We start from the raw sequence: 18751 nt of genomic DNA on the forward strand, positions 1-18751 counted from the left end.
GAAAGAATCGTGCCAGTTTTGCAAAAACAATGAAAAACAGCAAGTTAAATGCGATTTTTCTTAAGCTCATTGACAGGGTTCAGGGTGGTGCACAATTTTGGTGCCCTATTATGGTGCGCTGTGTCTATGGTGGTGCATCAGCAGTTTTAGCAAATTACGGGATAAAAACAACAGATAGTGTCGGGGGGGATTAATTTAATGTCACAGAGTTCTTACTTTAGCAACATTTTGGCAAAAAAAAGGCAGATGGATCACCATCTGCCAGGAGCTGAGCGGAATCGTCAGTGCGATTATTCGATGTTAGATTCGATAAACCACAGGAATTTATCCAGATCGCGTGATGCGGCGGTGAAGATGTCGGCAGAGTCTTCATCCGAGACTTCACTGATGGCTTTACGCACGTCATTAGCAACGATGCCATAACGATCGGCCAGCGCTTTCAGGTGATCCTGCACGCTGTGAATATTCAGCGGGTAGCTTTTCAACGGTGTTTTGTCGGCAACGATCTGCGTGGTGCCCAGTGCCACGCCACCCAGCTGCACAACGCGTTCTGCAATGGTGTCCTGGTGGTCGGTGATCGCAGTGCGGAAGCCATCAAGCATCTCGTGGACGCCAATAAAGTTTGCTCCGCGCATGTTCCAGTGCGCCTGCTTGGTGATCAGCGACAGATCGATAAATTCAATAACCAGACGATTAAGCACCTCAATGGTGGCTTTTTTCTCGTCATCGGCCACGTCGTTACGGGTGTAAATCAGATCAGAAGATTTTGCTTTAACCAGTTTAGCGGTACTCATCATTAATATCCTCTTGATAGTCAGGTTGTCCTAATTGAATACGGGATTAAGTATAGCACTGGTTTTTAATTTTGTTGGAAAGTTAGTGCCTATTGATTGAATAGTGCCGGCCTGTTGACAGAATAAAGACAGAGAAGGGTGAGGTTAAATAATGATGCGAATGATTTTTGTTTATTTTATTATTATATATTTATGTTTTTAAAGGGTAATTTTTTTAATTTTGCATTAAGTGATTCATTTTTATTAAAATTATAACTGGATGTTTCTGATGAGGTAATTAACCAATTTGTCACAATTCGCGCTGTGGAATTAAGCATGGAGGATGTCATCACCTGCGGGAGATACATTTCCCGCAGGCAGGGTGCCGTTTATTCTCTTAATTCTCCCACCGGGTCAATGTCCTGCTTTGCCGGGCGCATCGTCAGGGTTGAACCCGCCGAGGCGGTAATAATCGCCAGCAGTGCCAGCCACTGTACCAGCGTCAGTACTTCACCCAGGAACAGCATGCCAGAGATAGCCGCCATTGCCGGTTCCAGGCTCATTAACGTACCAAAAGTCCGTGCAGGCAGACGTGTCAGTGCGACCATTTCCAGTGAGTAGGGCAGAGCACTGGAGAGCACCGCAATCGCCAGGCCAATGGGGATCAGTGATAAGGTCCAGATCCCGGGGTTGGCATACGCCAGACCCAGCGGTACAAACACCAACGCGCCAATCAGGGAGCCTGCCGCGACGGTGGCCGGGCCGTGCTGGCTACCCGCACGTTTGCCCGCCAGAATATACACTGCCCATAGGGCGCCAGCGGTCAGCGCATATATCGCACCAAGTGGGTCTATGCTATCAATGCTATGCCCGATCGGCAGCAGGAAGAACAGCCCCAGTACGGCCAGCCCGACCCAGAGAAAATCCAGGGGGCGTCGTGATCCTGCGAGCGCCAGCACCAGTGGGCCGGTAAACTCCAGTGCCACGGCAATACCCAGCGGTACAGTGCGTATCGATAAATAGAAGGAATAGTTCATTCCGCCCAGCGCCAGACCGTAGATCACCAGTGGCAAGATCTGCTGACGGTTGAAACGCAACCGCCAGGGTTTGAAGATCACGCAGAGAATAACCGTACCCAGGCCAAGACGCAGGGCGGTAATGCCTGGTGCACCGACGGTAGGAAACAGTGTTTTGGCCAGCGCAGCACCACCCTGAATTGACGTCATGGCAATCAGCAGCACCAGCACGGGTAACCAGACAGCATTTTTTACGTGTGAAGACATCCTGTATTCCAGCCTTAATTGATCCGTTTCGAAGATAAACGCGCTGTGACAGTGTACTGGAAGGCGCTGTTAAACCCAGTGAAGGGAAAAAAATAAGTGAAAAAAACAGAAATTTTGTCAGAAAACAGGGCCAGTTCAGTAAAGAACTGTCAGATTTGATTAGGATTTATCTCAATGAAGCTTTTTTTACAGTCGATAAAAATAGAATGAAAATGGCAATAATCATAAGAAAAAAGAATGACATAGAAAGCATCATTAACTTTCTGTTACACCAAACATTCTGTTAGACAACAAAATCAGGGCAGAGTTTCTCGCTGATTTTTGTTATATTTCCAGCGTTGTCAGGAGAGAAGTACTTTCACATTTGAGGTGGTTATGAAAAAAATTGCATGTCTTTCAGCATTAGCTTGCGTACTGGCAGTATCTGCTGGTTCAGCAATGGCGCAGAGCACCGTTTCCGCTGGTTACGCTCAGAGTGATTACCAGGGCGTAGCTAACAAAGCTAACGGCTTCAACCTGAAATACCGCTACGAGAACGGCAGCGATGCACTGGGTTGGATTGGCTCTTTCACTTACACTGAGAAAGACCGTACCGATGCAGGCGACTACATCAAGGGCCAGTACTATGGCATCACTGGTGGTCCAGCTTACCGTCTGAACGATTGGGCAAGCATCTACGGTGTTGTGGGTATCGGCTACGGCAAATACCAGTACAACGAACCAAACCGTGAAAAATATGATTCAAGCGACGTAGGCTTCTCCTACGGTGCTGGCCTGCAGTTCAACCCAATCCAGGACATCGCTCTGGACGTGGGTTACGAGCAGAGCCGTATCCGCAGCGTTGACGTTGGCACCTGGACTGCTGGCGTAGGTTACAGCTTCTAAGTTGCTAACCGCAAGTCCGGATTACCGGACTGACGTTGAAGAATCCGCCCCTCGGGGCGGATTTTTTTTATGTGAATGTCCTATTTAGCAAAATGATCCTGCGGCAGTTGATTAAACGGCAGGCGCTTCAGTGCAAAGTTAGTCACTTCAATCGGTGGCGCTTTCTCTGCGGATACAAAGCGATAGCGTGATGTAATTTCCCTCGTCTCAATCCCCGTCCACTGTGAGAACAGCATCAGGAAATCATTGGCTGAGCGCGGCGTAGTAATCATCTGATGACGACTGTCGTTACTTGAGCTGATAAACATCGGCACCTCAAAGTTCTGACGATATTTATCATCGTGAGTCAGATACTCGTTACGCGTCCCTTTCTCTTTAAATGCCAGGCCGTGATCGGAAAAATAGATCATCGAAAAAGTCAGGCCGCTGCTGTGTAACTGCTCCCAGAGCTGCTGCAGGAAACCATCGGTCTGCGTCATGCTGTACAGATAACATGAGGTTTCCAGCGAATGCAGACGTTCGACAAAGCGACCACGCGTGCGATCACAGGCCTTCGGATGCGAGCCGACAAGGTGATACACCAGTAAGCGAGGACGATCGACCGGACGTGCCAGTGCACCCGGCGTAAAACTCAGCAGGTCTTCATCCCGCGTGTTTTTATCCGCTTCAAAGTCGCCGCTTTTAAGGAAATGCACATTTTTGGCTCGCTGAGCAATGCTGGCAATCGGCGTATCATATTGTCCAATCTGGCCCTGGTTCGACATCCACCAGGTATCAAACCCGGCGCGGTTGGCGAGAGTAATGATATTGTTCTGGTATTCAGGGTTACCGTCCACCACCTGATTAAGCGTCAAGCCCAGCGATTTCTGAGTGGAAGAGGCCGCCGAGGTATAGCGGGTGAAAAACTGGCCGTTAAGCTGGCTGGCAAAAGGCGTATTATCCCAGTGCCCGCCAAAGGCACCCAGCGCATCACGACGCGCGCTTTCCCCAATGACCACCACATAAATCTGCTGCTGGGGTTTGACGCTTAACACATGCCAGTCGTCTTTCAGCGTGGCCAGCTGGTTCATCCGGTCGATCTCTTTATAGACAGAAAACATACTCTCCAGCGTATCTTTCACAAAGCGCACAAGTGGGAAACCGGTATCCTTCAGATTAAACACCCCGCCCGTCAGCTGGTTCATCACTGGCTGTGTCACCCACGCCACCAGTACGAAGGCAAGGCAGGCACTTTCCGCGTGCCACCAGCGCTGTTTTTCCAGTGGTTTACGCCTGAGCGCCAGCAGCCCGGCGGCCAGAATGGCCATGCCAATAAAATAATCATGCAGTGGGAAGATCAGCATTATTTCACTGGCTTCTTCCACATTGGTCGCGTGCAGTGCCAGCAGGGTATTAAAATTGGGTGGGCCATAAACCTGACCAAAAGGGTAATAGAACCCGGCCATCAGTACACCGACGGCAATCAGCGTTTTCTGTGTCTTCGGGGCAACCGCCGCCAGCAGCACCAGCAGTGCCGTAAAGGCCAGACTGTATAAACCGCTTAACGGGTAACCGAATGCCAGATTAATCAGAACGGATAAAAGTAAATACAGCCCAACGTACGGGCTAACCCAGGCACGATAACGGCCTGCTGTAGCAGTTTTAATTAATGTCAGATTCATTATTGGTTCTTATTAGGGAAAGCTATAGCGACCATTCAGTTCGACGCTGAAGTGGCAAACTGCCTGATACAACTCGTAAGATCATGGGGGAAGGGGTGGGGTGGAGCCCGATCGGCCTGCATTCTTTACGAAAGGCTGGCACGATAATCGCTGTTTTGCCGAAAGGCAACCAGCATCATCAATAAGTTCTGTGAAGTGACAAACAAAATAGTCGGAACAAGGGCTGAGTGGTTAAGAAGCCTGACGGGCAGGCTTCGAATTCACCAGCATTTCCAGCAGCATCAGTCGGAGTGTAAACGGCGAACGGCAAAAGAGTTTTAATAGCAGTGGTGTTTTCATCTGATGTCCCTCCGGTCAATCAGGATATGCGCGAATTATCATCAGGTATAGCACAGGCTATACCCTATAGCCATAGCTAATACGCTAAATTTTGTGCTTGCCTGCGGTTCGTTTACAATGTGGCACACAACAGACCGCTGCCCGCTATAATGCAGCGGTTGATAAGAAGAGGAAGCTGAATGAGTCGTCGCGCAAAAGTGGCAGTGCCCGCGCCACTGAAAGATATTGAAGAGCATGTCGAGGGTTTCCGTCAGGTACGTGAAGCGCACCGTCGTGAATTAATCGATGACTATGTAGAGCTGATTTCTGATCTGATCCGCGAGTTTGGTGAAGCCCGCCAGGTGGATATGGCTGCTCGTCTGGGCGTGTCGCAGCCAACGGTGGCAAAAATGCTTAAACGTCTCGCCACAGGCGGGCTGGTTGAACAGGTACCTTACCGGGGCGTTTTCCTGACACCGGAAGGGGAAAAACTGGCTGAAGAGAGCCGCGAACGTCACCATATTGTTGAAACCTTCCTGCTGGCACTGGGTATCAGCCCGGATACCGCACGCCGCGATGCGGAAGGTATTGAGCATCACGTCAGCGATGAAACGCTGGCCATCTTTAAAAAATTTAGCGAAAGTCGTTAATCACCTTCTTCCCCCATCACTGGCGTTGCCTGCGACAGCCCTGAAGAACCTTACCCCATCCAGGGACGGTCCATCGGGCGTATGCTGATGCAGCGTCAGGGATAAAGGGGATATCACATGGCGCGCCAGCATGACTTCTCTGCTCAGACCTTTTTTGCACGATCGTTTTTTGCATCTGTTGGTGGTTCTGGGGCTGCTGCTGGCCTGTTTTGTGCCTTTCCGGCTGGCAGAACTGCCTGGTGCCGTAGACTGGCCCACCATTATCACGCTGAGCGGCTTGCTGATGCTGACCAAAGGCATTGAGGCCAGCGGTTATTTTGATGTGCTCGGGCGTCGTCTGGTGCAGGGCTTTCGCCATCAACGCCAGTTAGCGCTGTTTCTGGTGGCCGCCGCCGCACTGCTCTCAACGTTCCTGACCAACGACGTTGCTCTGTTTATTTTGGTGCCGCTGACGCTCTCTCTGCGAAAGTATTCCTCGCTGCCGATTGCCCGCTTAATTATCTTTGAAGCCCTGGCGGTGAACGCGGGTTCGCTGCTCACCCCTATCGGTAATCCGCAAAATATTCTGCTGTGGCGTCACGGTGATGCAGGCTTTGCTGGTTTTATCTGGCAGATGTTACCGCTGGCCGGATGGCTGGTGCTCAGCCTGCTGTTACTGACCGCCTGCTGTTTCCGCGCGAAGAAGATTGAGCAGCATCAGACGTCAGAGGATGCCCCCTGGCAGCGCCGGTTGCTGTTCGCCAGCGCGCTGCTTTATCTGCTGTTTATTACGGCGCTGGAAATGGATCTCGCCATCTGGGGGCTGGTGCTGGTCTTTGCTACCTTCCTTGTGCTGGCGCGTCGCATCCTGTTAAGCATCGACTGGAGCCTGCTGGTGGTGTTTATTGTGATGTTTATCGATGTCTTCCTGCTGACAAAGCTGCCGCTGGTACAGTCCACCCTGCATCTGGCCGGGCAGCTTCCGGCTGGCGGGCAGTTTTTGCTGGCCGCGGGGCTGTCGCAGGTGATCAGTAATGTTCCTGCCACTATCCTGCTGCTCAGCAGCCTGCCGCCGTCGGTGCTGCTGGCCTGGGCGGTGAATATTGGTGGGTTTGGCTTGCTGCCAGGCTCGCTGGCCAACCTGATCGCGCTGCGCATGGCAAAAGATCGCGCTATCTGGTGGCACTTCCACCTCTATTCCCTGCCGATGCTGGTGTGGGCGTTAGTCAGTGGCTGGGGGCTCTATTTGTTTATTCATGCGAACTGACGTCAGGCAATTCCGGATTTGTCAGGAAACCCTGGCATTTGTCAATTTTGGCCCTATGGTTATACCAGACTGAATCATTGTGCTCGCTGAACCCGGGCGCACTCACCGACGGATACTATGGCTAATCAAACCTCCTCTGCACCTGATGATGAATCCCAGCATCAGTCTGATGCTGCGCAAAATGAAGAAACTCCACGCAAACGGCCCGGTAAAAAGCCTCTGGTTATTCTGGCGATAGTGGTTGTCGTGATGATTATCGTGGCGCTGTGGTTCTGGCTGACCACGCGCAATATTGAAACCACCGATGATGCTTTCACTGAAGCGGATGCGGTGACCATTGCGCCGAAAGCCTCTGGCTATGTCACCGAGCTGCGGGTTAAAGATAACCAGCGAGTGAAGAAGGGCGATCTGCTGGTAGTGATCGATCCGCGTGATACCGCTGCCCAGCGCGATCAGGCGAAAGCGCAGCTCGGCCTGGCTCAGGCACAGCTGCATCAGGCGCAGGCTCAACTGGAACTGGCACGGGTACAGTACCCGGCACAGAAAGACCAGGCGCTGGCACAGCTCGCCAGTGCGCAGGCCAATTATATGAATGCTCAGGCTGACGATAAGCGCCAGCGTGGCGTCGACCCGCGTGCCACGTCACAGCGCAATATCGATACAGCAAACGCCCAGTTACGCAGTGCCAGAGCTGAACTGGCGAATGCCCAGGCGCAGGTTGAAGTCGCTTCTCAGGTGGCTTTGCAGATCCGTCAGCAGGAAACCAATGTTGAAGCGCGGCAGAGCCAGGTTGAACAGGCACAGGCACAGCTCAATACCGCGAATCTGAATCTCTCTTATACCGAAGTCCGTGCCCCTTACGACGGTTTTGTCACCAAACGTAATGTACAGGTGGGGACGCTGGTGCAGGCAGGCTCGTCGCTGTTCTCACTGGTATCACCCGACGTATGGATTGTGGCTAACTTTAAAGAGTCGCAGCTGGCACGGATGAAACCGGGCGACAGAGTGGAGATTAGTGTCGATGCCTGGCCGGACCTCAAGCTGGAGGGACATGTCGACAGCGTACAGATGGGCAGTGGTTCCCGCTTCTCTGCTTTCCCTTCTGAGAATGCTACTGGCAACTACGTGAAAATCGTGCAGCGCGTGCCGGTGAAAATCGTGATTGATAAAGGGCTGGATCCGAACCATCCGCTTCCGATTGGTCTGTCGGTTGAACCTAAGGTCACGCTGGAATGAATCCCGGCCAGAACTGGAAGCCCGCCAGTAACCCCTGGCTGGTCGCGATGACCGTGACGCTTGCGGTGTTCATGGAGATCCTCGACACCACCATCGTTAACGTTGCCCTGCCGCATGTGGCCGGATCGCTCTCGGCCAGTTATGACGAATCCACCTGGGTGCTGACCTCCTATCTGGTGGCCAACGGCATCGTGCTACCGATTTCAGCCTTCCTGAGTCGTTTGCTGGGCCGTAAGCAGTTTTTCCTCATCTGTATTGTGATGTTTACCGTCTGCTCATTCCTGTGCGGCATTGCGACTGAACTGTGGCAGATCATTCTGTTCCGCGTATTACAGGGATTCTTCGGCGGCGGGTTACAGCCTGTGCAGCAGTCTGTGCTGCTGGATTATTTTAAGCCGGAGGATCGCGGTAAGGCGTTCGGTCTGTCGTCGATTGCGGTGATCGTGGCGCCGGTTCTCGGACCGACGCTTGGCGGTTGGATCACCGATAACTACAGCTGGCGCTGGGTGTTCTTCATCAATATTCCGGTGGGGATCCTCAGCGTGCTGGCGATCTACCAGCTGCTGGAAGATCCGCCGTGGGAGCGTAAAAAGGCGAAGGGCAAACTGAGCGTCGACTATATCGGCATCAGTCTGATCACACTCGGCCTTGGCTGCCTGCAGGTGATGATGGACCGTGGCGAAGATGAAGACTGGTTCCAGTCGGGGTTTATCGTTACCTTCGCGCTGTTGGCTCTGACCGGGATTGTCGGAGCGATTTACTGGTTGCTGTATGCCAAAAAGCCGGTGGTCGATCTGCACGTACTGAAAGACCGTAATTTTGCGGTGGCCTGCTTGTTGATGGCGGGCATGGCTGCGATCCTGTATGGCAGTTCGGTGGTTATCCCTCAACTGGCACAGCAGGACCTGGGGTATACCGCCACGCTCTCGGGGCTGGTGTTGTCGCCCGGGGCGGTGCTGATTGTGCTGTCGATCCCGCTGGTGCTGAAGCTGATGCCCATCGTGCAGACGCGTCTGCTGATTGCCTTTGGCTTTGCATTGCTCGGGGTGTCGTTTATCTACTCATCGACCCTGACGCCGGATATCGACTTCACCACGCTGGTCATCATGCGCAGTTTCCAGACCATTGGCCTCGGCTTCCTGTTTGTACCGCTGACCACCATCGCGTTTGTCACTATTCCGCAGCGGCTGAATGCCGATGCCTCGGCGCTGTTTACCATGTTTCGTAATGTGGCGGGATCGATTGGTATTTCGCTATCGACGGCGATGATCACCGAACGCCCCCAGGCGCGTAGCGCGCAACTGGTACATAACATGACCCCACTCAATGAGCCGTTTAACCTGACGGTTGAGCGTTGGGCCCAGGGCGTCAGGGACTATGTGCATATGGCGGGTGACCCGGTGACCATCGCCACCGGGCAGTTGTATAAACAGATGATCGTGCAGGCGCGTTTCCTCGCCTATATCGATGTTTTTATGGGCCTCAGTATTGTTGCCCTGGTCCTTATTCCATTTTGTCTGTTACTGGCGCCTATCAAGAGCCAGGGCAGTGCAGGAGCACACTGACATGAACGTTCCTCCTTCTTTTTTGCGTTCGCGCAGTGGTGGGCTGATAGCCGTTGCACTGATGCTCAGTGGCTGTGCCGTTGGCCCGGATTACCAGGCGCCGAAGCCCGCCACACCGGAGCGTTTTAACAGTATGCAGCCGGACGGTATCTCCGCGCCGCTGGCGGCAGCGACTAACCCGAACTGGTGGAAGTCATTTAACGATCCGCAGTTGGACAGCCTGATCGCACGTGCCATTAAAGGCAATTTATCCCTGCAGCAGGCGGTACTGCGTATCGCTGGCGCACGTCAGCAGCTGAACCAGGCACGCGGTGCCTGGGCACCTTCCGTGAACGGTAACGCCCGTTTTACCCGCCAACAGTTGGGCATTAAAGGCGAACTGGAGTCCGAAGGGGTCTACGACCAGATTGACCAGGCGGGAAGCGAAACCGATTTACAACCGGCCCTCGACAGCCTGTCTAAGCCGGTCGGGCTGTATCAGGGCAGTTTTGACGCTTCGTGGGAGCTGGATCTGTGGGGCAAAGTGCGTCGTCAGGTCGAAATGGCCGATGCGCAGCAGCAACAATCGGTAGAAAACCGTAATGATGCGCTGGTGTCACTGGAGGCCGAAGTGGCGCGGGCTTACCTGCAGCTGCGGGGCGCGCAAGCCATTACCCGTACCCTGCAAACACAGATTGACGTGGCGGAGCAGACACTGGAGCTGACGCAGAGCCAGCAGCGTAATGGGCTGGCACCGCAGACCAATGTGGAGAACTCCCGCGCCCAGGTGAATTCACTGCGCGCTCAACTGCCGCAGTATCAGGCGCAGATCCACCAGGCGATGAACGGTCTGGCCGTGCTGACGGGCAGAGTCCCCGGCGCACTGGATGCGGAGTTAATGACCGCCAAACCGCTGCCGGCTCTGCCGAAAGCGGTGCCGGTCGGCGTACCGTCTGAGCTGGCGCGTCGTCGCCCGGATGTGCGTGAAGCGGAAGCCAGCCTGCACGCGGCGACCGCCAATATTGGTGTTTCTGTGGCACAGCTGTTTCCCAGTCTGTCACTGACCGGGCAGTTTGGCATGCGTAACAGCGATGCCAGCTATCTGGATAACTGGAGCAGTCATTTCTACAGCTACGGACCGTCCGTCACCATCCCGATCTTCCAGGGGGGGCGGCTGGTATCCAGTGTGAAGCTGGCCCGTGCGCAGCAGGCGAGCGCGGCGCTGGGTTATCGTCAGACGGTGCTGACGGCGTTGCAGGATGTGGAAAATGCGCTGGTCAGCTATCGCAGCGACCAGCAGCAGGTGGAAGGGCTGGATGACACTGTGGCGGCGTTACAGCGTGCCTTTACGCTGGCCAGCGACAGCTATCGCCAGGGGATCTCGACCTTTATTGAGGCGCTGGATGCACAGCGTCAGCTGGCGCAGGCGCAACAGCAGGCGGAACAGGCACGGGTACAGAGCACGCTTGACCTGGTCGCGCTGTATAAAGCGCTGGGCGGCGGCTGGGAAGCGTATCAAAACGTGAACATGCCGGATTATTCGGTATTTGGCCCCGCAGAAAACCCACAGTAAGGTTTTATCTTTATAAAAAAACGCGGCTCTCATCAGGGGCCGCGTTTTTTTTGGTTTGAATCTCATCGCCTTTTTTCCTCAAAAAAAGCAAGAAATGAGAGTTTACTCCATTTCACTCTTTTAACCTGTGCAAGCCATAACGATGGAATTCCTGTTTATTTTCATTATGTTTGACCATAAATGAGAGGCCTGTTCTGCGAAAAGAGAGTTTTTTATGATTCTATGATAATTAATTATCATTTTCTTAATTTGTTGTAATTAATGGAATTTATGAAAGAGGTTTACGAGATTATCTGTTTTTTGGTTTGATATTTTCCTATCATTTTTTTATTTTAAATGAAATGAATAATGATTATTTCATTCTGGATGAAATGTTCTCAAATATTTTTTTCGCCCATTAGATCACATTAATACAACGTCATTGGCATGTTTATGTGATGGGTGTCGCAATTAAAATGAAATAATGCGATGTAACGCTCAAAATTTAATTTTCATTGTTAATTGAAATGAAAGAAATAGTCTAAATTAAGGTTCAGAGGCGGTGAACGGTTGAGCAAAATAATGATTTACCCCCCTGCACCCTACTAACCAGGTCGATGAGAGGTCACTGTAGTCACCATGGCAAAAGAACAATATTTAACACCTAACCGGGCTTCAGGTCCGAATAGTCGAACGAAAACTGAACCATTTGTGAAAGTGATCGCCGCGGTGGCTACCCTGGGTGGCTTGCTGTTTGGCTATGATACCGGCGTAATCTCAGGTGCTCTGCTGTTTATGGGCGATGAATTACATCTCACGCCATTTACCACAGGCCTGGTCACCAGCTCGCTGTTATTCGGCGCCGCTTTTGGCGCACTGCTCTCCGGGCATTTCGCTAATACGGCCGGACGTAAGAAAATCATCATCACTCTTGCCATCATCTTTGCCATTGGCTCCATCGGAACCGCGATGGCGCCTGATGTCGAGTGGATGATTTTCTTCCGCCTGATCCTCGGTGTCGCAGTGGGTGGGGCATCGGCGACGGTGCCGGTGTATATTGCTGAAATTGCCCCGGCGAATAAACGTGGTCAGCTGGTGACCATCCAGGAACTCATGATCGTCACGGGTCAACTGCTCGCCTATATATCCAATGCCGGTTTTAACGCCGCCTGGGGCGGTGATGAAACATGGCGCTGGATGCTGGCGATTGCCACCGTTCCGGCGGTGCTGCTGTGGTTCGGAATGATGTTTATGCCCGATACGCCGCGCTGGTATGCGATGCAGGGCAGGCTGGCTGAAGCCCGTCGCGTGTTGGAACGCACCCGTGCCAAAGAAGACGTTGACTGGGAAATGGAGGAGATTGAGGAGACGCTGGCCGAGGAGGAGAATCAAAGAAAACCGGGCCTGCACGATCTTGCCAAACCCTGGCTGATGAAGCTGTTTCTGATCGGCGTGGGGATTGCGGTTATTCAGCAGACCTCAGGCGTTAATACCATCATGTATTACGCTCCAACTATGTTAAAAGCTATCGGCATGAGCACTAATGCGGCGCTTTTTGCCACGATTGCTAACGGCGTCGTCTCGGTGCTGATGGTCTGCGTGGGTATCTGGCTGCTGGGTAAAATGGGCCGCCGTACCATGACGCTGATCGGTCAGTTTGGCTGTACCTTCAGCCTGCTGTTTATCGCAGCGGTGAGTTTCTTTATGCCGGAAACGGTGAATGGTCAGGTGGATGCCCTGCGCGGTTATCTCGTGCTGCTGGGTATGCTGATGTTCCTCAGCTTTCAGCAAGGCTTCCTTTCGCCAGCGACCTGGTTGTTGCTGTCGGAGATCTTCCCGACCCGGCTGCGCGGGATGTTTATGGGCAGCGCGATTTTCGCGATGTGGATCGCCAATTTCCTGATCTCACTGGCATTCCCGATGTTACTCGCCAGCGTGGGTCTGTCAGGCGCCTTCCTGATTTTTGCGCTGATCGGTATTGCTTCCGGCATCTTCGTTATCAAATGCATCCCGGAAACACGCAATCGCAGTCTTGAGCAGATAGAGCATTATCTGCATGACTGGCTGAGTAATGAAGAAGAGAGCAAAGCATTAACCGCGTCGAAACGTAAAGCAGAAAGTCATTAACCGTCAGGGCCGGGTTGCTCCCCGGCCCTGATGTTCCCCCTCTCCAGGATTTCCCGCTGTATGCCCCGCGCCTTTTTTTTGGCATAATGCGCGCTGACTCACATACTCACATTAAAAATTAAAGGCTATCTCTGTGCTAGTTTCCAGCAACGTCACCATGCAGTTTGGCAGTAAGCCGCTGTTCGAAAACATCTCTGTCAAATTTGGCGGCGGCAACCGTTATGGCCTGATTGGCGCCAACGGCAGCGGCAAATCCACCTTTATGAAAATTCTGGGCGGCGACCTGGTACCCTCTGGCGGCAACGTTGCTCTTGACCCGAACGAACGTCTGGGTAAATTACGCCAGGACCAGTTCGCCTTTGAACAGTATTCCGTACTGGATACCGTGATCATGGGTCACGGCGAGCTGTGGGCGGTGAAAGAAAAGCGCGATGCGATCTATGCGCTGCCGGAAATGAGCGAAGAAGACGGCTACAAAGTCGCCGATCTCGAAGAGAAGTATGGCGAGATGGACGGTTATACCGCGGAAGCGCGCGCCGGTGAACTGCTGCTGGGCGTGGGGATTCCGCTGGAGCAGCATTACGGCCCGATGAGCGAAGTCGCTCCCGGCTGGAAACTGCGTGTGCTGTTGGCACAGGCGTTGTTCTCTAACCCGGAAATTCTGCTGCTTGACGAACCAACAAACAACCTGGACATCGATACCATTCGCTGGCTGGAGCAGGTGCTGAACGAACGTAACAGCACCATGATCATCATTTCGCATGACCGTCACTTCCTGAATATGGTGTGTACGCATATGGCGGATCTGGATTACGGCGAACTGCGCGTCTATCCGGGTAACTACGATGAATATATGACGGCGGCCACCCAGGCCCGCGATCGTCTGCTGTCGGATAACGCCAAGAAGAAAGCGCAGATCAACGAACTGCAATCCTTCGTCAGCCGCTTCAGCGCCAACGCCTCTAAATCTCGTCAGGCAACGTCACGCGCCAAGCAGATTGATAAGATCAAGCTGGACGAAGTCAAAGCCTCCAGCCGTCAGAACCCGTTTATCCGTTTCGAGCAGGACAAGAAGCTGTTCCGTAACGCCTTGACGCTGGAAGCGGTGACCAAAGGTTTCGACAATGGTCCCCTGTTTAAGAACGTCAACATGCTGCTGGAAGTGGGCGAAAAGCTGGCGATTCTGGGGCCAAACGGTATCGGTAAAACCACGCTGCTGAAAACCCTGATCGGCGAACTGCTGCCAGAAAATGGTACGGTGAAATGGTCTGAAAACGCGCAGATTGGTTACTACGCGCAGGACCATGCCCATGACTTTGCCGACGACCTCACCGTGTTCGACTGGATGAGCCAGTGGAAGCAGGACGGTGATGACGAGCAGGCCGTACGCGGTATTCTCGGCCGCCTGCTGTTCAGCCAGGATGATATTAAGAAGCCTGCGAAGGTGCTGTCCGGTGGTGAAAAGGGCCGTATGCTGTTTGGTAAGCTGATGATGCAGAAGCCTAATGTGCTGATCATGGATGAGCCAACCAACCACCTTGATATGGAGTCCATCGAAGCGCTGAACATGGCGCTGGAAATGTACGAAGGTACGTTGATCTTCGTGTCTCACGACCGTGAATTCGTCAGTTCGCTGGCGACCCGCGTGATTGAAATGACACCAGGCAAAATCAACGACTTTACCGGTGACTACGAAGATTACCTGCGTAGCCAGGGTATCGTTTAAGGCCCAGTGGCTGCGGGCTGACCGAAACATAAGGTCGACCCTGGGCATTAGGATCCTGTAGAGGGCGACCTTTTTTTCCGGTCGCCCCGTGCCAGGAATGTGTACGCTATATCAGTCACTCACCTCAGATTGATTTTCCGCTACCCGGTTTTTCCCCGCCTTTTTCGCTGCATAAAGCGCTTTATCCGCCTCCGCAATCAGTGCCAGACTGATATCAACATTGCGTTCTGCGTTTACCACATGCACTCCCACGCTGATGGTGACCACATTCCCCGTTTTTTCGGCATGCTGATGAGGAATAGCAAGGTTGGCGATGGCCGCGATGGCCTGATGAGCAAAGCGCAGCGCGGCAGCACGATCCGCCCCTGGCATCACCACCGCAAACTCTTCCCCCCCATAGCGGGCAACCAGATCCTCGGGTCTGCGCGGTAAATGCGCCAGCGTATCACCCACCTGTTTCAGGCAGTCATCACCTGCCAGATGCCCGTAGCTATCATTAAACAGCTTGAAGTTGTCGACATCTATCATCAGCAGCGCCAGCGGACTGTGCAGTTTTACCGACCGTTCCGCACTGCGCTGCAGATAGAGATCAAACTGCCGCCGGTTAGCTAACCCGGTCAGGCTGTCCACCAGCGCCAGCGTCTGCAGAGTCCGGTTCATTGAGGTCAGCCTGTCGCGCACCAGGGACAGCTCCTGCTGATTTTTCAGGTTAAGTGAAATATGGCGCAGCACCAGGAATCCGAGCAGGGCGATCACCAGCAGCAGAATGGTGCAGAGCGTAATAAAGATGCTGATATCGGAGAACCACACTTCCAGCAGATGGTTTTTGTCGTAGCCTGCGGCCACAACCAGCGGATACCGTTTCAGGCTGGAGTAACCAAACACCCGTTCGATGCCATCCAGCGTAGAGCCATAAATGGCGGTACCGCTGGTCGCATTTTTGAGCAGGCTGGTAAACAGCGGGCCGCCGGCAATATTGCGATTAATGGTGTCATCGGAGAAAGGACGAACGTACAGAATTGTGCCGTCTTTCAGCATCAGCGCCAGCACATCGTGCTGGCCGAGGTTGTAGTAGCTGTACGCTTGCTTGAAGTAGCTCAGCCTGACGCTGGCCAGCAGCACACCCCGAAAAGAACCATCGTAATTATCCAGGCGCATGGACACTGGGATAATGAGATCCCCGGTCGTTCTGCTGCGGATCACTTTGCCAATGTGCACCTGCGTGCTGCTGTTCTGCTGGTGATAAAGATAATATTCGCGGTCGCTATTATTGGCACGTTTGGGGATATTGCCATCTGAGGTCACCAGCCAGCGGCCCTGGGCGTCAAAGATAAACAGACCATGCAACTGTGGCAGACTGGCTTTACGATTGGTCAGGATCTCACGCAGGTAATCGGTCTGATCGTCGCGCAGGCCGATCAGAGAGATGCGGTCACGCAGATCCTGTAATGTCAGATCAACCTGTAAGAAGGTATCTTCCGCCTGGCGGGAAAGGGACTGGGAGAGATTACGCGCATCATCCTTCGAGGTGGAAATCATGCGGTTCCACGAGCTCCACACAATCCAGCTGTTAATCGCAATCACCGCTGTGACAATCACCAATAGAAAAATAATCATCATCTGGCGCAATGATGATTTTTCACTCGCGCTTATCCCACTTTGCTCATCAATCATGTGCTAATCAATCCTTTATGCATCCAGGCATTCAACTTAACTATAGTGCTGGTTGATGATGCCGCACACTTCACAATCCGGATCTTTAGCCAGTGTCATACTTCGGAACTGCAAGGTCATTGCATCATACAACAGCAGTTTCCCTGCCACCGGGCTGCCGTATTGGGTCAGGACACGGATCGCCTCCATCGCCTGCAATGAACCGATCACGCCCACCAATGGCGCCATTACGCCCGCTTCCACACAGCTCAGCGGCGCGATGCCAAACAGGCGGCTGACACAGCGGTAACAGGGTTCATCGTGGCCCCAGGTGAAGACGCTGATCTGGCCTTCCATGCGGATCGCCGCACCGGATACCAGCGGAATTTTGCGCGCATGGCACAATCGGTTGAGCTGCTCACGCGTTTCCAGGTTATCGCAACAGTCCACCACCAGGTGATGCGCAGCGATCTGATCGCCCAGCGGTTGATCGTCCAGCCGGTCGTTGATGGCCTCAAGGGAAATCAGGGAATTGATGGCCGCCAGCCGCAGCCGTGCTGAGTCCACCTTTGCCATACCGACCTGCGCTTCGCCGTGCAGGATTTGACGTTGCAGATTCGACACCGACACGTGGTCGAAATCGAGCAGTGTCAGATGACCCACACCGGCCGAAGCGAGGTACTGGCTGGCGCTACAGCCCAGCCCGCCCAACCCGACCACCAGCACCCGGGCAGCCTTCAGCCGCTCCTGTCCGTCAAAATCGAAGCCGCGCAGCACGATCTGGCGATTGTAGCGCAGCATCTCTTCATCATTCAGTTCGGGAAACATATCAGCCTTCCAACAGGGAATTGAACGGTTCGACTTCCACCCATTCTCCCACGTCGACGTTGCCGCGATCCCGTTCCAGAACAATAAAGCAGTTAGCCTGTTGGAAGGAACTGAAGATATGTGAGCCCTGATGGCCGGTGGTGGCTACCTCCAGCTCGCCTTGCCCATTGCGCTGCAAAATACCGCGCTGAAAGTCGAGGCGGCCGGGGGATTTCTTCAGAAAGCTGGCGCTCCGCACCCGCTGACGTGGCGGCAATGCCGGGCCTGCCTGCCCCGTCAGCTTCGCCAGTAATGGCTGCACCAGATGGTAAAAGGTCACCACCGCCGAGACCGGATTGCCAGGCAGACCGCAGAACCAGCTGTTCGGCAGGCGACCGAAAGCAAAGGGCTTACCGGGTTTCATTGCCAGCTTCCAGAAGCCGATTTCACCCAGTTCTTCCAGCATCTGCCGGGTGTAATCCGCTGCACCCACCGATACGCCGCCGCTGCTGATCACCACATCCGCACGACTATCGGCCTCAATAAAGGCAGCACGCAGCGCAGCCGGGTCATCACGGATAATCCCGAGATCGATCACCTCGCAGCCGAGTTTGTTCAGCATCAGCTGCACGGCGAAGCGGTTAGTATCGTATATCTGGCCCGCAGCCAGCGGCTGACCCACCGGCTGTAACTCATCGCCGGTGGAGAACAGGGCAACCCGTAGCTTACGCAGCACCGCGACCTGGGCAATGCCCAGCGAGGCGAGCAGCGGCAGTTCGGCCGCACCCAGTTTTATTCCCGCCTCCAGTACCTGGGTTCCCTGGCGGATATCTTCACCCACCCGGCGGATATTTTGCCCGGCACTGACATCGGCAGTGATGCGGATGGCCTCACCTTCCTGCTCAGTCTGTTCCTGCATCACTACCGCGTCACAGCCCACAGGCAGCGGCGCACCGGTCATAATTCGAATGCAGGTCCCGGCAGGCCAGTTGCCGCTGAATGGGCTACCGGCAAAAGCCCTCCCCGCCACGGGCAGTGTGCTTCCCGCGGTGAGATCGGCCATGCGCAGGGCATAACCGTCCATGGCGGAATTGTCGAATGGGGGGACATCGATGGGGGAGATCACCGCGCTGGCGGTAATACGACCCGCGGCATCCGGTAAAGCCACGGTGTCATGTTGCTGAACAGGGATCACGCGCGCCAGCAACGTGCTGATTGCATCATCAAGCGAGATTAACCCCGCAGTGAAAGCTTCCATTGAGTTATTTCTCCAGGATTCGGGCAAAAAAC

General features: G+C 53.7%; 14 protein-coding genes. 8 read left to right on the plus strand and 6 right to left on the minus strand.

Features of this window, described 5'->3' with window-relative positions; genetic code table 11:
• Positions 1-290 precede the first annotated feature (290 nt).
• The gene (gene dps / locus WH277_RS13045; RefSeq protein ID WP_133842093.1) at positions 291-794 is read right to left on the minus strand and encodes a DNA starvation/stationary phase protection protein Dps; all 504 of its coding nucleotides are present in this window, start codon (positions 792-794) and stop codon (positions 291-293) included.
• A 368-nt stretch (positions 795-1162) separates the two neighbouring features.
• Entirely contained in the window at positions 1163-2056 is an 894-nt protein-coding gene (gene rhtA, locus WH277_RS13050) for a threonine/homoserine exporter RhtA (protein ID WP_167864884.1), read from the minus strand.
• A gap of 375 nt (positions 2057-2431) precedes the next feature.
• On the opposite strand from rhtA, the gene ompX reads away from it, so the two are divergent.
• Complete coding sequence (ompX, locus tag WH277_RS13055; RefSeq protein WP_133841110.1) at positions 2432-2941, plus strand: outer membrane protein OmpX; 510 nt, start codon at positions 2432-2434, stop codon at positions 2939-2941.
• A gap of 80 nt (positions 2942-3021) precedes the next feature.
• Here the strand turns inward: ompX and WH277_RS13060 are convergent, their stop codons facing one another.
• A complete protein-coding gene (locus WH277_RS13060) occupies positions 3022-4602 on the minus strand; it encodes a phosphoethanolamine transferase (protein WP_339505771.1) in 1581 nt (526 codons plus the stop codon).
• A gap of 518 nt (positions 4603-5120) precedes the next feature.
• Between WH277_RS13060 and mntR the strand changes: the two genes are divergently transcribed.
• The 7 genes from mntR to WH277_RS13095 all read left to right on the plus strand — a co-directional run bounded on the left by mntR (position 5121) and on the right by WH277_RS13095 (position 15001).
• A complete protein-coding gene (mntR, locus tag WH277_RS13065; RefSeq protein WP_133841108.1) occupies positions 5121-5570 on the plus strand; it encodes a manganese-binding transcriptional regulator MntR in 450 nt (149 codons plus the stop codon).
• 130 nt (positions 5571-5700) lie between these two features.
• The gene (locus WH277_RS13070; RefSeq protein ID WP_159338099.1) at positions 5701-6816 is read left to right on the plus strand and encodes an SLC13 family permease; all 1116 of its coding nucleotides are present in this window, start codon (positions 5701-5703) and stop codon (positions 6814-6816) included.
• Positions 6817-6933: 117 nt separating this feature from the next.
• Positions 6934-8052: an HlyD family secretion protein gene (locus WH277_RS13075; protein ID WP_339505772.1), complete on the plus strand. Its 1119-nt coding sequence runs from the start codon at positions 6934-6936 to the stop codon at positions 8050-8052.
• Positions 8049-9617, plus strand: a complete 1569-nt coding sequence (locus WH277_RS13080) for a DHA2 family efflux MFS transporter permease subunit (protein WP_339505773.1) — start codon at positions 8049-8051, stop codon at positions 9615-9617. Before WH277_RS13075 ends, WH277_RS13080 begins: the two co-directional genes overlap by 4 nt.
• Before the next feature lies 1 nt (position 9618).
• Positions 9619-11169 (plus strand): efflux transporter outer membrane subunit, encoded by a 1551-nt coding sequence (locus tag WH277_RS13085; protein ID WP_133841104.1) that lies wholly within the window; start codon positions 9619-9621, stop codon positions 11167-11169.
• A gap of 618 nt (positions 11170-11787) precedes the next feature.
• Positions 11788-13275, plus strand: coding sequence for a sugar porter family MFS transporter (locus tag WH277_RS13090; RefSeq protein ID WP_133841103.1), 1488 nt, complete (start codon positions 11788-11790; stop codon positions 13273-13275).
• 133 nt (positions 13276-13408) lie between these two features.
• Positions 13409-15001 (plus strand): ABC-F family ATPase, encoded by a 1593-nt coding sequence (locus WH277_RS13095; RefSeq protein ID WP_133841102.1) that lies wholly within the window; start codon positions 13409-13411, stop codon positions 14999-15001.
• A 111-nt stretch (positions 15002-15112) separates the two neighbouring features.
• Here WH277_RS13095 and WH277_RS13100 read toward each other — a convergent pair whose 3' ends face one another.
• The 3 genes from WH277_RS13100 to moeA are packed head-to-tail and all read right to left on the minus strand — an operon-like array spanning position 15113 to position 18719.
• A complete protein-coding gene (locus tag WH277_RS13100; RefSeq protein WP_339505774.1) occupies positions 15113-16675 on the minus strand; it encodes a sensor domain-containing diguanylate cyclase in 1563 nt (520 codons plus the stop codon).
• Between the two features lie 36 nt (positions 16676-16711).
• Positions 16712-17482: a molybdopterin-synthase adenylyltransferase MoeB gene (moeB, locus tag WH277_RS13105; protein WP_339505775.1), complete on the minus strand. Its 771-nt coding sequence runs from the start codon at positions 17480-17482 to the stop codon at positions 16712-16714.
• 1 nt (position 17483) lies between these two features.
• Positions 17484-18719 carry a molybdopterin molybdotransferase MoeA gene (moeA, locus tag WH277_RS13110; RefSeq protein WP_339505776.1) on the minus strand — a complete coding sequence of 412 codons (1236 nt, stop codon included), beginning with the start codon at positions 18717-18719 and terminating at the stop codon, positions 17484-17486.
• Positions 18720-18751 lie beyond the last annotated feature (32 nt).

Source organism: Erwinia sp. MYb416, assembly GCF_037479575.1.
Lineage (GTDB): Bacteria > Pseudomonadota > Gammaproteobacteria > Enterobacterales > Enterobacteriaceae > Erwinia > Erwinia rhapontici.

Excerpts from the sequence above, each read along its gene's own strand:
- WH277_RS13080 (WP_339505773.1), top strand. The coding sequence starts at position 8,049 with ATGAATCCCGGCCAGAACTGGAAGCCCGCCAGTAACCCCTGGCTGGTC.
- mntR (WP_133841108.1), top strand. The coding sequence starts at position 5,121 with ATGAGTCGTCGCGCAAAAGTGGCAGTGCCCGCGCCACTGAAAGATATT.
- rhtA (WP_167864884.1), bottom strand. The coding sequence starts at position 2,056 with ATGTCTTCACACGTAAAAAATGCTGTCTGGTTACCCGTGCTGGTGCTG.
- WH277_RS13090 (WP_133841103.1), top strand. The coding sequence starts at position 11,788 with ATGGCAAAAGAACAATATTTAACACCTAACCGGGCTTCAGGTCCGAAT.
- moeB (WP_339505775.1), bottom strand. The coding sequence starts at position 17,482 with ATGTTTCCCGAACTGAATGATGAAGAGATGCTGCGCTACAATCGCCAG.
- ompX (WP_133841110.1), top strand. The coding sequence starts at position 2,432 with ATGAAAAAAATTGCATGTCTTTCAGCATTAGCTTGCGTACTGGCAGTA.
- WH277_RS13075 (WP_339505772.1), top strand. The coding sequence starts at position 6,934 with ATGGCTAATCAAACCTCCTCTGCACCTGATGATGAATCCCAGCATCAG.
- dps (WP_133842093.1), bottom strand. The coding sequence starts at position 794 with ATGAGTACCGCTAAACTGGTTAAAGCAAAATCTTCTGATCTGATTTAC.
- moeA (WP_339505776.1), bottom strand. The coding sequence starts at position 18,719 with ATGGAAGCTTTCACTGCGGGGTTAATCTCGCTTGATGATGCAATCAGC.
- WH277_RS13100 (WP_339505774.1), bottom strand. The coding sequence starts at position 16,675 with ATGATTGATGAGCAAAGTGGGATAAGCGCGAGTGAAAAATCATCATTG.
- WH277_RS13085 (WP_133841104.1), top strand. The coding sequence starts at position 9,619 with ATGAACGTTCCTCCTTCTTTTTTGCGTTCGCGCAGTGGTGGGCTGATA.
- WH277_RS13070 (WP_159338099.1), top strand. The coding sequence starts at position 5,701 with ATGACTTCTCTGCTCAGACCTTTTTTGCACGATCGTTTTTTGCATCTG.
- WH277_RS13060 (WP_339505771.1), bottom strand. The coding sequence starts at position 4,602 with ATGAATCTGACATTAATTAAAACTGCTACAGCAGGCCGTTATCGTGCC.